10 protein-coding genes and 4 pseudogenes are annotated in these 14897 nt (G+C 46.0%); 8 read left to right on the forward strand and 6 right to left on the reverse strand.

Going from position 1 to position 14897, the window contains the following annotated elements; all coding sequences use genetic code 11:
* Window positions 1–19: 19 nt before the first annotated feature.
* Complete coding sequence (grpE, locus tag XZ46_RS07910) at window positions 20–781, reverse strand: nucleotide exchange factor GrpE (RefSeq protein ID WP_008049500.1); 762 nt, start codon at window positions 779–781, stop codon at window positions 20–22.
* 588 nt (window positions 782–1369) lie between these two features.
* Here grpE and XZ46_RS07915 point away from each other — a divergent pair.
* The 6 genes and pseudogenes from XZ46_RS07915 (at window position 1370) to XZ46_RS07935 (ending at window position 8254) form a co-directional block, all read left to right on the forward strand.
* Window positions 1370–3382 (forward strand): GspE/PulE family protein, encoded by a 2013-nt coding sequence (locus tag XZ46_RS07915; protein WP_006669467.1) that lies wholly within the window; start codon window positions 1370–1372, stop codon window positions 3380–3382.
* 261 nt (window positions 3383–3643) lie between these two features.
* A pseudogene (locus XZ46_RS28620) lies at window positions 3644–4024 on the forward strand (zinc ribbon domain-containing protein); the annotation flags it as partial.
* A gap of 117 nt (window positions 4025–4141) precedes the next feature.
* A complete protein-coding gene (locus XZ46_RS07920) occupies window positions 4142–5245 on the forward strand; it encodes a type IV pilus twitching motility protein PilT (RefSeq protein ID WP_006620587.1) in 1104 nt (367 codons plus the stop codon).
* Between the two features lie 176 nt (window positions 5246–5421).
* A complete protein-coding gene (locus XZ46_RS07925) occupies window positions 5422–6555 on the forward strand; it encodes a type II secretion system F family protein (RefSeq protein ID WP_006669468.1) in 1134 nt (377 codons plus the stop codon).
* A gap of 74 nt (window positions 6556–6629) precedes the next feature.
* Window positions 6630–7253, forward strand: a complete 624-nt coding sequence (locus XZ46_RS07930) for a hypothetical protein (protein WP_006620585.1) — start codon at window positions 6630–6632, stop codon at window positions 7251–7253.
* A 59-nt stretch (window positions 7254–7312) separates the two neighbouring features.
* Window positions 7313–8254, forward strand: a complete 942-nt coding sequence (locus XZ46_RS07935) for an alpha/beta fold hydrolase (protein WP_006620584.1) — start codon at window positions 7313–7315, stop codon at window positions 8252–8254.
* Here the strand turns inward: XZ46_RS07935 and XZ46_RS28625 are convergent.
* Together XZ46_RS28625 and XZ46_RS28630 are read right to left on the reverse strand one after the other, a co-directional pair.
* Window positions 8206–8646, reverse strand: a complete 441-nt coding sequence (locus XZ46_RS28625) for a zinc ribbon domain-containing protein (protein ID WP_006669469.1) — start codon at window positions 8644–8646, stop codon at window positions 8206–8208. The genes XZ46_RS07935 and XZ46_RS28625 overlap by 49 nt on opposite strands.
* Window positions 8647–8883: pseudogene (locus XZ46_RS28630) on the reverse strand (zinc ribbon domain-containing protein); the annotation flags it as partial. It abuts the gene before it with no gap.
* Window positions 8884–8945: 62 nt separating this feature from the next.
* On the opposite strand from XZ46_RS28630, the pseudogene XZ46_RS32015 reads away from it, so the two are divergent.
* A pseudogene (locus tag XZ46_RS32015) lies at window positions 8946–9821 on the forward strand (IS630-like element ISAtsp1 family transposase).
* A gap of 23 nt (window positions 9822–9844) precedes the next feature.
* On the opposite strand, the gene XZ46_RS07950 reads toward XZ46_RS32015, so the two are convergent.
* The 3 genes and pseudogenes from XZ46_RS07950 to XZ46_RS28640 all read right to left on the reverse strand — a co-directional run bounded on the left by XZ46_RS07950 (window position 9845) and on the right by XZ46_RS28640 (window position 11526).
* Window positions 9845–10822, reverse strand: coding sequence for an RNA-guided endonuclease InsQ/TnpB family protein (locus XZ46_RS07950; protein ID WP_048895001.1), 978 nt, complete (start codon window positions 10820–10822; stop codon window positions 9845–9847).
* A complete protein-coding gene (locus XZ46_RS38000) occupies window positions 10812–10961 on the reverse strand; it encodes a helix-turn-helix domain-containing protein (protein ID WP_150105342.1) in 150 nt (49 codons plus the stop codon). The genes XZ46_RS07950 and XZ46_RS38000 overlap by 11 nt, the downstream gene beginning before the upstream one ends.
* Window positions 10918–11526, reverse strand: a pseudogene (locus XZ46_RS28640) (IS607 family transposase). The gene XZ46_RS38000 and the pseudogene XZ46_RS28640 overlap by 44 nt, the downstream one beginning before the upstream one ends.
* Before the next feature lie 450 nt (window positions 11527–11976).
* On the opposite strand from XZ46_RS28640, the gene mutS reads away from it, so the two are divergent.
* On the forward strand, window positions 11977–14628 hold the full coding sequence (gene mutS, locus XZ46_RS07960; protein WP_006620579.1) for a DNA mismatch repair protein MutS: 2652 nt from the start codon (window positions 11977–11979) through the stop codon (window positions 14626–14628).
* Window positions 14629–14897: the final 269 nt, after the last annotated feature.

Consider the following 14897-nt stretch of genomic DNA (forward strand, 5'->3'; position numbering starts at 1 on the left):
ATTGAGTTGATTTAGGCGATTAATCCTCAGAACCTTCTGCTGGTGGCTCCTCTGTGGTATCTGAGAGTTCTGGTTCTGTAGCTACTTTCACCATGGCATGACGTAAGACGCGATCGCCTAGTATATACCCCCGCATCAGTTCTTCAATCACTGTTCCCTCTGGATACTCGCTGGTCGGTTCGCGCATCACCGCCTCATGGAGATTAGGATCAAATGGTTCACCCTCCGGGCGCATGGGGGATACTCCAATTTGTTTAAGACACTCCACCATCTGTTTATAAACCCCCTGATAGCTTTTGTGAATGTTCATTTCACCATCATTTTGGGGTTTAATATGGGCTCTGGCTCGCTCAAAGTTATCGATCACTGGCAAAAGCTGCCCGATCGTGGAACACTTGATATTGAGTTCGAGGTCTTCTTTTTCCTTCTGTGTGCGCTTACGGAAGTTCTCAAAATCAGCAGCTAGTCGCTGATATTGACTGGTCATATCCATCAGTTGAGTCTGAAGGGACTCTCGCGCTTGGGCTATGGTCTGCAACTGCTCATTAAGCTGTTCATTGGCAATATAAATCGGATCGGAACTCAGTTCCGCGTCCGTAGCTTCCTCGCCATCATCAGCGATCGTTGCTTGCTCCAATGTTAAATCAGATTCAGTATCCGTCTGTTGATCAATCTGTTCAGACTCAACAGAACCCGGATCTGATGCTACAGGTTCTGTAGTCTCATCCGTTTTGTCACTTGTCGAATTAGGAACCATGTCTTCCTGCTTGTTATCGTCCATAATAGAAAATCGAGCGACGGCATCCCTAAGCCTATAGCCTAGGGAAAACTCCGCTCTCCGTTAACGTGCTTTCGTGATCTTGATCCATTTTAATACCACAGGCGCGATTCGTTCAGCTATAAAATCGGGTTAAAATACCTCAAATCACCCCCTGGTCAAACTTTCATGCCCTCGGCTGCATATAATCACAATTACCCGGCGATCGGTTACCTTACCAAAGAAATTGTCTTGAGTACCACGGGGCAGGTGGGAACTTGGATAATAAATCCAAACCCTTGGGGAGATTTGACCTCTACTCTGGTTTGAGTAATCCTGCTAGAGCAAGTTAAGTCTATGAACGAAGAATCCTCGACCCTTTAGGGCGAGAAGTGTCAAAATAAACCTATCACCCACGGCGACAGGAAAACATATTCACCCGTTGGTAAGTTGAGCTTTAGCACCAGGTAAATAGGGCTAATGTCCTCAGTCCCTAGTTGTGGATATAGCACCAGCGGTTAAACTGTAAATTAACAGTGAGACTTCCATACTCACCCAAGAAACTTTCCCAACTTTTTGGGGAAGCCTAGACATAAGGACCTGACTCCAGCTATGACCAATACATCATCCCCCCGGCGAACTGCTCTTGTTGCTCAAAGTGCAACTCCCTTTGGTAATAAACTTATTCAGTCAGGATATATTGACCCTGAGCGACTACAGCAGGCTATTCAGGACTCTCGTGGCGGAAAACCTCTCACCGAAGTTCTCGAATCCATTACCGGTCAGCCTCTACCCCCGGAATTAGCCCGTCACTATAAAAAACAACAGCTATTTGAGTTAAAAATTGTCTATGGGGTTGAGGCCTTTGACCTAGAAATAGATCAGATTTCGGTGGCTGAACTAGAAGAAATCATCAAAAAGCTGGAAACTTCTATTGAGACCTGCAAACGACATCGTTTTGTGCCTTGGAAAATCATCGAGTCGGAGCCAACTCCTAGCGTGATGATGGCAATGGTTGACCCAGATAACCTGAGTGCTTTGGATGAGTTGAGAAACCAAATCCTGCGTCCGGTAGGATGGAAACTACAGCGGCGGGTTATTACTCAAGAAGATTATGACAAACTGATTACAGCCTACGGTGAGGAGGAAGTTAAGCGCAAGCAAGTAGAAGCGGCTCGGGAGGAAGAGAGAAAACTCCAGTTTGGCGAGGGTGAGTTTGAGGATGTAGAACTGGTAGAAGCCTCTGAGGACATGGGAGACATGAACCTCGATGCACAGCTCCAAGAGGCGGAAACTGCACCAGTTATTAAGGCTGTGAATGTGATTCTGGCGAGAGCTCTGTCCGAGGGTGTTTCTGATATCCATGTGGAACCCCAAGAGCATGATATGCGGATTCGGATGCGTAAAGATGGGGTTTTGCAGGAATATTTTAGTTTCCCGAAAAAGGTGATTTCTGCTATTACCTCCCGCTTTAAAATTATTGCCGATCTTGATATCGCTGAACGTCGCCAAGCTCAGGATGGCCGGATTCGTCGGATTTATCAGGGCCGGACGGTGGATTTTCGGGTCAATAGCCTGCCGAGTCGCTATGGGGAAAAGATTGTTCTGCGGATTCTTGATAGTTCTTCGACTCAATTGGGTTTGGATAAGTTGATCTCTGACCAGGAAACTTTGGAAATGGTCCGAGAAACTGCTAGTCGTCCTTTTGGGTTGATTTTGGTAACAGGACCTACGGGTTCTGGTAAATCTACATCCTTGTATTCGGTTTTGGCAGAGCGCAATGATCCGGGTATTAATATTAGTACGGCGGAAGACCCGATTGAGTATGCTCTACCTGGTATTACCCAATGTCAGGTGATTCGGGAAAAAGATTTGACTTTTGCTAATATCCTGCGGGCATTCTTACGACAAGACCCTGATGTTTTGCTAGTGGGGGAAACGCGGGACTTGGAAACGGCGAAAACTGCTATTGAAGCGGCTCTGACGGGACACTTGGTTTTAACTACTCTTCACACTAATGATGCGGCGGGGGCGATCGCTCGTTTGGATGAGATGGGAGTTGAGCCGTTCATGGTATCTGCGGCTCTGTTGGGTATCCTGGCTCAACGTTTGATGCGGCGGGTATGTACTGAATGTCGTATACCCTATACCCCAACTCCCCAAGAATTTGGTCGTTATGGTCTTTCTGCTTCTGGGGAGGTGGATATTACTTTCTATAAGGCAAATACTGTTCCGGCAGATCAACGCCGGGGACTAGCCGATCGCGGCGAGTTATGTAAAAAATGTGGTGGTCTAGGCTATAAGGGCCGGGTTGGGGTTTATGAATTCCTTAAAGTAACGGAGCGGATGCAAATTCTGATTACTAAGGGAGCGCCCACTGAACAAATTAAGGAGGCTGCTGTTGAGGAAGGGATGAAAACTCTCTTAGCCTACAGTTTGCAGTTGGTGCGTGAAGGCCATACAACTTTTGAGGAGGTGGAACGGGTAACCTTTACAGATTCGGCTCTGGAATCGGAGTTGAAGGCTAAACGGAAGCAGGGTTTGACCTGTAAAGGATGTGCGGCGGAATTAAAGCCGGAATGGTTGGACTGTCCCTATTGTTTGACTCCTCGGTTTACTATGTAAACAGCCTTTGAGTAGTCTTGGGCTGGGAACTTGAGATCACGTTATGAACCCACCCGGACAAAAAATCATTCACAATAGAAGGAGCATGATTTAATCTCAAATTAGGTTAACATTTTACGGCAATACGGTATAATACCAAGTATGGTGCGAGACCTTCGGGTATGAAATCGAGCTGAAATGGGCGTGGGGACTACCCGGTGAGGACTTCAACCCCTTGGTTGATTGGGTCGCATCCCTGGCCATCCCATAACACAGCCTGATTTTTTGCCCCCCTTCGAGACTTCCAATATGGTTGCCAAGGTGAAGCGTCTAATCAGGTCTAAGACTGCCCGCGCCATGCTGACATGGGCGCATTATCGATTCAAACTAACCCTGAGACATAAGCGCGGAAATAACTGAACAGTTGTAGATGTGACCGAAGAATACACCAGCAAAACCTGTACTCACTGTGGTCATGTCCATTCCCAGCTAGGTGGCTCAAAAGTGTTCCGATGTCCGGAGTGCGGGTTCACTCTACCACGGGACTGGAACGGTGCTTTTGGAATCTTTCTAAAAGCTTTGCGGGATACCGCCTCTGTTACCTTAACGGGTAATAGTGCTATCGTTGCATTGTCCGGGAATAGCCGGATAAATGTCGCGTAAATGTATCAGGTGGGATGAAAGTTTAGAAAAATTCTGGCTATGTTCCCCCTTCCGTGTGTTGGGACGCGCGCAAGCGATCGATAAGGTACAAACTCAAATTCCATTGGAGGTTTATCTATGCGTGGTTTGATGATTGAGGATGTTCTCGAGTCTTTGGTTGAACAAGGAGGCTCAGATATTCACATTCAAGCAGGAGCGCCTATCTTTTACCGCGTCAGCGGGAAACTGACTCCACAACCCCAATTTGGAGAAACTCTCTCTGCTGAAGAGGTGCAGGTTTTGATTTTCCAGATGCTCAATAATATGCAGCGTAAGCAGTTGGAGCAAAACTGGGAACTAGACTGCGCCTATGGGGTTAAGGGACTGGCTCGGTTCCGGGTGAATGTCTACCGGGAACGGGGTTGCTGGGCTGCTTGTCTGCGAGCTTTGGCTTCTCAAATTCCCAATGCTGATAAGTTGGGGGTTCCCCAAATCCTGCGGGATTTGACCGAAAGACCTCGTGGTATGGTTCTGGTGACGGGACAGACAGGATCCGGTAAAACTACCACAATGGCCGCTTTACTTGACTTGATCAACCGCACACGCTCAGAACATATCCTGACTGTGGAAGACCCCATTGAGTATGTTTTCCCTAATATCAAGAGTCTGTTTCACCAACGCCAAAAGGGTGAGGATACCAAGAGTTTTGCTAATGCGCTCAAAGCGGCTTTGCGTGAAGACCCAGATATTATTCTGGTGGGGGAAATGCGGGACTTGGAAACTATCGGTCTGGCGATATCGGCCGCAGAAACGGGTCACTTGGTCTTTGGAACTCTGCACACTAACTCGGCTTCAGCAACAGTAGACCGGATGCTGGATGTATTCCCCCCTATTCAACAACCGCAGGTGCGGGCGCAAATGTCCGGTTCTCTGGTGGGGGTTTGTAGTCAAAACCTGGTACCGCGAATTGGTGGCGGTCGTTGTGCGGCTATGGAGATTATGCTTAATACTCCGGCTATGGGTAACTTGATTCGGGAAGGAAAAACTTCTCAAATTTACTCCCAGATCCAAATGGGGGCTAAATTGGGAATGCAGACGATGGAAATGTCTTTGGCCAAACTTTATCAAGAAGGTAAGGCTACTTGGGAGGCTGCTATGAGTAAGAGCTCTAAGCCTGATGAACTTGAACGGCTCATTGGTCCTCAGCCTAAGGCTGGTAAGGGTCAGAAGGTGAAAGCATAATACCACCAAGTTAGGTAGGTAAGCATCCTTAAAAAGGAGAGTTTTTCAGACCCCCCCCTGCTTGTAGTCTCTCATATAAGTGGGGTTGGTCACTACCTTTTTTAGGGTTGCTATAGTTGCGAACTTGGTGTGCTATGGGAGACTGACAATTATATCTATATAAATAGAGGTGAGATATGACAACTAATAGGATGGTCAAGAGCCACTCTCGAAAACAAGGCTTTGACTTCAAGAAATTCGAGGAAGATCTGAATGTAGCGATGGCATCGATTACGGTGAAAGATCTCGCGATCTTTGCCCGTCAGTTTGCGGCTATGTTTAATGCAGGTATCTCGATGGCTCGCTGTTTAAGTGTGCTAGGAGAACAGTGTGAAAATGCGAAGCTAAAAAGGGCTATTAATACTCTGCGTGCTGATGTGGAAGAAGGGGAGGAATTATCATCGTCAATGAGAAAGTTTCCTGATGTGTTTGACCAGCTTTTTGTGAGTATGGTGTCGGCAGGAGAAACTGGGGGGGTTTTGGATGAAACCCTAGAACGTCTGGCGGTGATGATGGAAAAAAACCATAAAACTCAGAGTGAGATTAAGTCGGCAACTTCTTATCCAAAAACAGTATTGTTTATTGCGATCGCTGTGTTTTTTGGTATGGCTACGTTTTTGCTACCTACCTTTTCGGGTATTTTTGAGCAAATTGGGGTGGAGTTACCTCTGTTTACGGTGATGATGCTGAAAATCAGTGATTTTTGTACGACTTGGCCGCCTATTCCCCAAGCTATAGTAATTGGCTCATTGATTGGTATTTATTTTGCCTATACTGTGGCTTATAAAACTGACTCTGGGCGGTTATTTTTTGATAAGATTTACTTGAAACTGCCCCTATTTGGTGCGATTCTGGAAAAGTCGGCGGTGGCGCGTTTCTGTATTATTTTTGGTAGTCTGACTCGTTCTGGTGTGCCGATTATGAACTCTATGGAAATTGTCCGAGATGTAGCTGGTAATCAGGCGATCGCTAATGCCATTGAGTACGCCAGAAATGAGATTCAACAGGGGGGATTGATCAGTCTGGCTTTACAGGAAGAAAATGTGTTCCCAGGTTTGGCGATTCAGATGATTGCGATCGGAGAAGAATCTGGGGAACTTGATAAAATGTTAATGAAAGTAGGCGCTTTCTATGAAACGGAAGTTGAGGAGGCGGTAAAATCTCTAACCAGTGCGCTAGAACCTTTAATGATTGTAGTAGTAGGGGGTATTGTGGCTTCTGTACTGCTGTCGATGTATCTGCCAATGTTTAAGGTGTTTGAGAGTTTATAAGTGCTACGACACCAAATCGCCGGGGAAATTAATTTCTCCTGTGGTCGGAAAAGATGTTACCAGGTTTTTAAAAAATGCCAGTTCAACAATCCCATTATGAAACTTTGCTGTCTGAATACAGCTATGCAAATACAATGATTAATCTTTTGCAACAGCATCGACCTTATTGGGAAATGATTCCCAGTCTGCGCCGCCCGGAAGAAAGTTTGATCACTCTGCCGCTACCCATTGTCAGGTTACGCAATGGTGTTTCCTATGCGGGGCATAATCATATTACTATTAGCCCAAATCAAGCTGTTTGTCTTCCCTGTGATATTGCGGTGTTGATGTGCGATCCAGAATGGAAGGTTAAAGTCGGCTCGGAAATATTGATTTTTATTCATAAACCCCACGAAGATCTTTCGGATTTACTGAGGCGGTGGAGATTAACTCAGGTTTACTTGGATAGTGGCTATGAATGGGTGATGCCTCATCATTATAGTTATTTGTATTCCCAAGAGGCTGAAAATATTTACCCCCTATTTGTGCTGTTTGCAGAAACTCCAGAACGGATTAAACGGGGTTTACAAGGGGCTCATCTGGCTTGTGTGGTGCAACATCCAAATATGACGGTTGAGCCTTCAGAGGGACCAACTCTTGATGAGATTGATTTGGAAGAATACCAGCCTTGGCGTGGATTACCTGGAGAGAATCAATAAGTGGTTATTAATCAATCTTTGCTGTATAACATCCAATAAAATTAACGAATTTAAGTAAAATGCAAACTACTTTAGTAACTGACTCGAACTCCTATGAGGGGACTTATTGGAAGTGGCGCGATCAATTGATTTATTATGTCAGAGAAGGTTCAGCGGGTGAGGATGTGGCAACGACAAAGGTTGACCAACGCCCCTCTTTATTGTTGGTGCATGGGTTCGGTGCATCGACAGACCACTGGCGCAAGAATATTGAGGGATTAAGTTCTGAGTTTGATGTGTGGGCTATTGATTTGTTAGGGTTTGGGCGATCGGCTAAACCTGATTGGGAATATACTGGACAGTTGTGGCGCGATCAGCTTCATGATTTTATGACCGAGGTGATCGGACGGCCAACGGTTTTGGCGGGTAATTCGTTGGGGGGTTATGCTAGTCTGTGCGTGGCGGCGGATTATCCTGATGGGGTGGCGGGGTTGATTTTATTGAATAGTGCGGGTCCGTTTTCGGATACTCAGACTAAGATAGAACCGCCTACCTGGAAACAAAAGACCTCGAGAATGATGCGATCACTCCTAATTCAGGACTGGACGACTTTTTTGGTTTTCCAATGGACTAGGCGACGTTCAGTAATTCGGAAAACTCTGCAAAAAGTTTATTTGGATCAAAGTGCTGTTACCGATCGCCTGGTGGAGGAAATATATCGTCCTTCCTGCACTCCCGGCGCGGCTAAGGTATTTGCATCGGTGTTTAAGAGTCGTCAGGGAGATCCGGTAGATGTTTTATTATCGCGTCTTCGCTGTCCACTGTTGATGTTATGGGGAGAAGGAGATCCTTGGATGAACTGTCGCGCGAGAAGCGATCGCTTTCGTGAATATTACCCCCAACTGACGGAATATTTTTTAAATGCTGGTCACTGTCCCCATGATGAAATACCCGAACAGGTCAACAACCTAATTCAAAATTGGGTTTTAGTTGACATACTCACCGGGCTGAAGCTACGGTGATTCTTGACACTTCGCGCTCGATGTGCTTGCAAGCCAGTCTTATCTTCCCTCTGTGTCCATTTAAGGTCGTGCCGATGCCCCATGCCGACCATTTCTATATTTCGGGCTGCATTTTCATCTCTATCCTGTTGGGCCCCGCAATTGATGCAAAGCACTGAACGGACAGAGAGATCAAGCTGGCCCCATCGGAACCCACAGCCAGAACCAATTTGACTTGTGGGTTCCCAGCGATTGATGACGTTAAACTGACGACCAAACTTTTCAGATTTAGCCTTAACCAAAACCCTGAATTCCCGCCAACCCTGCCAGCTAATAGCTCTACTGAGCTTTCGGTTTTTCAGCATCCCAGACACATTGAGATCTTCCCAAACGATGGATTGATTCTGATACATTTACGCGACATTTATCCGGCTATTGCCTGACAATGCGACGATAGCACTATTACCCGTTAAGGTAACAGAGGCGGTATCCCGCAAAGCTTTTAGAAAGATTCCAAAAGCACCGTTCCAGTCCCTGGGTAGAGTAAACCCACACTCCGGACATCGGAACACTTTTGAGCCACCTAGCTGGGAATGCACATGACCACAGTGAGTACAGATTTTGCTGGTGTATTCTTCCGTCACATCTATAGCACAAGACAGAATACTTAGGACGTATAATGGAGAGGACGAGATGACTAAGAAGACCAAAAATGCCAGCCCCCTATAGTTACGACCTCAGACAAAAAGTTATTGATGCCATTGAACTAGACGGTATGCCCAAAACAGAAGCCAGTCAAGTTTTCCATGTCAGCCGGAACACCATTAATCTCTGGCTGCAAAGAAAAGCACAGACCGGAGACTTCCTCCCTAAACCTCATCACCGACCTGGCAATAACCACAAAATTACCGACTGGCAAAAATTCAAGGCTTTTGCCCAAGAGCATGGCCACAAAACAGCAGCTCAAATGGCTGAACTTTGGGATGACGACATCTCTCCTCGCACCATATCCAGAGCCTTGAAGAAAATTGGCTTCACCAGAAAAAAACTTACGGCTACCAAGAACGTGATGAGCAACAGCGAGAGGAGTTTATGGCTCAGATTGAACAGATGGAGCCGGAAGAAGTGGTCTACCTCGATGAAGCCGGCATGAATAGTCAGGACTCGGATTACCCTTATGGTTACTGCGAGGAAGGAAAACGCTTCCATGCACTCAAATCAGGGAAGAGGCAGGGCAGGGTAAGTATGATAGCCGCATGGTGTCATCAACAACTCTTAGCTCCCTTTAGCTTTGAGGGTTGTTGTCATCGGACAGTGTTTGAGTTGTGGTTGGAGTTCATCTTAATTCCAACATTGAAGCCAGGTCAGACTCTAGTATTGGACAATGCAACGTTTCATAAAGGGGGACGGATTGCTGAACTGGTGGAGGCAGCTCAATGCCGTTTACTCTATCTTCCGCCTTATTCGCCAGACCTCAACAAGATAGAGAAATGTTGGTCGTGGCTGAAAGCCCGTATTCGCCACTGCACGTGAGCAGTTTGATTCTCTCCATGATGCCATGGATTCCGTTCTCAAAGCTGCGTCCTAACCACCTTGACTAATGCTATACATTTACGCGACATTTATCCGGCTATTGCCTGACAATGCGACGATAGCACTATTACCCGTTAAGGTAACAGAGGCGGTATCCCGCAAAGCTTTTAGAAAGATTCCAAAAGCACCGTTCCAGTCCCTGGGTAGAGTGAACCCGCACTCCGGACATCGGAACACTTTTGAGCCACCTAGCTGGGAATGCACATGACCACAGTGAGTACAGGTTTTGCTGGTGTATTCTTCCGTCACATCTACAACTGTGGTTCCAGTTATCTCGGCTTGATGTCTCAGGGTTAGTTTGAATCGATAATGCGCCCATGTCAGCATGGCGCGGGCAGTCTTGGATTTGATTTTCCGCTTCACCTTGGCAACCATATCGGAAGTCTCGAAGGTCGGCAGAAAAATTATGCTGTAGTTGTGAGTCAAGTAGTGAGCAATTTGTTTGTGGGCTTCATCAACTAGATTGCGGATTTTGGTTCTCATTCGTTGAGCCGCTTGCCTCATCCGTCGCCTTCTTGAACGACAGGGTTCCTTGGCGATTCGGCTCATCAAATCATCCAAATGTTGACATAGCCTAGTAATGCCTCCAATATCCCCGGAGCCCAATTCCAGAAATCGTGAACCATCAAACCCAGTTATGAAAGTTCGCACACCCGGGTCTAATGCAATTACGCCAGTAGCTTCAGTTGGGGTAACGGCAACTGGCTCAGGGAAAATCGCCAACCATCGACCTTTGGTAAACACCAACTGAGTCCCTTGCCCGCAAGTTTTAGGGATGGGTTCGGAAACCATGAAAGTTAATCCTTTCGTTAGTCTTGGATACCAACTCCCTGAAGAGAAATTAGCATCGTTAAACTTGATGGCTTGAGAACTATCCCGACAGCTCCTAAACCTTGCGCCAGGACTGGCTGAAAAGGCGAGATAGGCATCAAAGATGGCATTTTGCCGAATGTGGCAGGGTGTTTCTTTGACCCATTCGGGTAAGTCACTCTGCATCACTTCCGCAGCGTAACTTTAACTTGCTTAGTCGTTTACCACTCCGGGATAATGCAATTGCTTGGTTGTAGCAATACCGACAAGCGGCCAGCCATTTACGCCAGACTTGATTTAGCTCGGGGCTGGGGTAAATCCGGATCTTCTTTGACCTGAGTTTTGTATTTACTCCGTCCGTATAATCTGGAGCTAAAGCAGTGGAGGAGGGCGAGGATGTCCTCAACCATTTCTGGTTCTGGACTGAGACTTGTCTGGTTGAGAACCATGAGTGAGCACCTGTTTTACTCACAGAGCCATCGAAACCAGTCAAATCCCCATATTGCCAATCGGTCTTTGTGGGCAACGACAACCATGCGGACATCTCCTGACAAATGATGTCCCAGTAAGGCCAGCATTTTCTTTCGCTTGAAGTTGAGCCCGCCTCCGATTTCTGAGACGACTTCTGCTTCGGGGTAGAGGTTGGACAGTGCGGTTACCTGTCGGTTGAGGTCGGACTGCTGGGCGCGGCTACTAACTCTGGCATAGATAACGACTTTGCGTTTGTCACTGCCTGATATGGAATCAGAATATGACTCAACGTTGTATCGTCGTTGCCCAGCGGGGGTTCTGATGGTCTCGATTGAGCCATTGTCGTCCCATCTGCGGAGTATTCTTTCATGGACTCCAAGGATTTTGGCCGCTTCCTTGGGTTTGACATATCTGGCAATAGGTTTATCCTCAACTCTTCTCGCTTCTTATACCATATTGCCCTAAAATATTAACCTAATTTGAGATTAAATCATGCTCCTATGAGACGAAAGGGTTTTAATTCGATTGGTAGCCCCTGAGTTGATAGCCTTTAGTCCAATGGTAGCATTAGTCAAGCCCCATGAACAGTAATTAGCCTGGGAGTTAGGTTAAAATTTGTTGCTTACGGCTTGCATTTGGGGGTAGTTGGGTGTCGTCAACATCATCAATGGTAATATTTACCTGGATGGTAGCCTGAGCTCTGGTTAGGGCTATAGTCTAGGTGGTTCACCTTGATATAGATACTTTCAGCACCCGGTGGCTATAAAGAGTCTGGACTTCCTGATTGCTAGATGCCTCCCCTACTACGTTGTCAATGATGATAATATGTGTGTTGGCAGTTCCGATGTTAAAAGCTCCTTAAATCGCTTATGAATTTTTCCCCTAGTGGATCGGAATCTTTACCTAATAATGCGGACTACCGACAATTGGATCGCTCTCAACTGTCGGAGATGATGCAGCGATACATTGAGGTGAAAGACCAATATCCCCATGCTTTACTGTTTTTTCGGGTGGGGGATTTCTTTGAGTGTTTTTTTCAGGATGCCGTTACAATTGCCCGCGAATTAGAGTTGGTTCAAACTACTAAATCGGCAGGAAAGGAAATTGGTCGGGTCCCCATGACTGGCGTGCCTTTTGAGCACGTTTACCGCTATAGCAATATGTTGCTGGAAAAGGGCTATCCGGTGGTGATTTGTGATCAGGTGGAAGATGCGGCGATCGCTGCTAAAGAACGACGACAGGTTAAGCGAGAAATTACCCGCATTTTGACTCCCGGAACTTTGACTGATGACCAAATGCTGCCAGGTCGCCAGAATAATTTTTTGGCGGCGGTGGTCATAGCTGGAGACCACTGGGGTCTGGCTTATGCTGATGTGTCAACGGGAGAGTTTTTGGCTACTCAATCTCAGAATTTGGAACATTTGACTCAGGAATTGATGCGGTTACAACCTTCGGAAATATTGTTCCCTACTCATGCGCCTGATTTAGGTAAAATGTTACGACCAGGACAGAAAAGTGAGAGTTTGCCTGATTGTTTGCCTGCGGACTTTTGCTATTCTTTGCGCTCCCAAATCCCTTTTACTTTGGGGGAAGCTAGGTCGCGAATTTTAGAAGAGTTTAAATTGCGATCGCTTGAAGGTATTGGTTGCCACAATTTGCCCCTAGGAGTCAGAGCCGCTGGGGGACTTTTGGAATATCTGGAGGAAACCCAGAAACAAAATGCCGTGCCTTTACAACAGTTACATAGTTATACTCTTAGTGATTATCTGATTTTAGATTATCAAACTCGCCGAAATTTGGAAATTACCCAAACTATTCGTGATGGCACTTTGCAGGGGTCTCTATTATGGGCAATAGATCAAACTTCTACCGCTATGGGGGCTCGTGCTTTACGTCGTTGGTTGCTGCAACCTTTGCTGAGTATTAAGGGGATATGTTCCCGTTATGATACGATTCAAGAATTAATTAATAATGCCGAATTGCGACAAGACCTTCAGCAACTCTTACGGAAAATTTATGACTTGGAAAGGTTGACAGGGAGGGCTGCTAATGGTACCGCTAACGCTAAAGATTTGGTCAGTTTGGCTGATTCTTTATCGAAATTACCACAACTCGCAGCCTTGGCTAAGTCCGCAAAATCTCCCTATTTGAAGGCTTTACAAAATGTGCCTCCCTTGTTAGAAGAACTGGCACGAAAAATTAATAGTTATCTAGTCGAGTCCCCTCCTCTTTATTTAAAGGAAGGGGGATTAATTAAACCGGGGGTTGATCCGCAATTGGATCAAATGCAGGCTGGGGCGGCTGAAGACCAACAATGGATTGCTAATTTGGAAATTCAGGAACGGGAACGCACCGGAATTCCTACCCTCAAAGTGGGTTTTAACAAGACTTTTGGCTACTATATTAGCATTACTCGCTCTAAGTCTGATCAGGCTCCTGATGATTATATCCGTAAACAAACTCTCACCAATGAGGAACGTTACATCACCCCAGAGTTGAAAGAAAGAGAGGCGCGAATTTTAACCGCTAAGGAAGACCTTAATCAGCTTGAATATGAAATCTTTGCTCGCCTGCGAGACGAAGTGGGAGAACACACGGATTTAATTAGGGAAATTTCGCGGGCGATCGCCGCTATTGATGTATTATGTGGATTAGCTGAAATTGCTGTTTATCAGGGTTATTGTCGCCCGGAAATAGTCGGCGGACGGGAACTTAGAATTATAGAAGGTAGGCATCCTGTAGTCGAAAAATCTCTACCTGCTGGCTTTTTTGTGCCAAATACCGCCCAGTTGGGGAGCCCAGAGGTGACCCTACCGACGGCGGACATTTCGCCGCCTTCTCATCCAGATTTGATTATTTTAACAGGTCCTAATGCTAGTGGAAAAAGCTGTTATCTCCGACAAATTGGCTTGATTCAATTAATGGCACAAATCGGCAGCTTTGTTCCGGCTACTTCTGCTAAACTTAGCATTTGCGATCGCATTTTTACGCGAGTAGGCGCGGTGGATGACTTGGCTACAGGTCAATCTACCTTTATGGTAGAAATGAATGAAACTGCTAATATCCTTAACCATGCTACTCCCAAATCATTGGTTTTGTTAGATGAAATTGGTAGGGGAACTGCCACTTTTGATGGGTTGTCTATAGCCTGGTCAGTCGCCGAATATCTCGCTACTACTATTAAGGCTAGGACTATTTTTGCCACTCATTACCATGAGTTAAATGAACTGGCTTCCATTCTTGATAATGTCGCCAATTATCAGGTCACTGTCAAAGAATTGCCAGATAAAATTATCTTTTTGCATCAAGTTCAACCCGGCGGCGCTGATAAGTCCTACGGTATCGAAGCCGGACGCTTGGCGGGGTTGCCTGATGTCGTCATTAAACGCGCTAAACAGGTCATGCGACAAATTGAAAAACACAGCAAAATTGCTATGGGTTTGCGAAAGGGTATTCAAAAACCTCCTGCTAATACTACCAATATTCAACAGTTAAATATTTTTGAGGATGACCAGGAGTAATTATGGCTATATACATATAACCGCGATTTTGTCAATAAGTGGAATGGGGGCCGTCCCCAATTCCTCAAAAACTCGTGCATCGTGAATTTTAAATTGTTGCCGGATAATATTATATTTCGCGATATCATGGGGGTTGTAGTCTATTTTTTGGCGTGTAGACACAGCAAGCCCTTGGATGCGATTTCTTTGAGGATAGCAAAACCCCCATGCTCTCGTCAAGTATTTGAGAGTAATTAGCCATAAAATTGTATTAAATCTTAAAATACTTT

The organism is Limnospira indica PCC 8005, from assembly GCF_000973065.1.
Lineage (GTDB): Bacteria > Cyanobacteriota > Cyanobacteriia > Cyanobacteriales > Microcoleaceae > Limnospira > Limnospira fusiformis.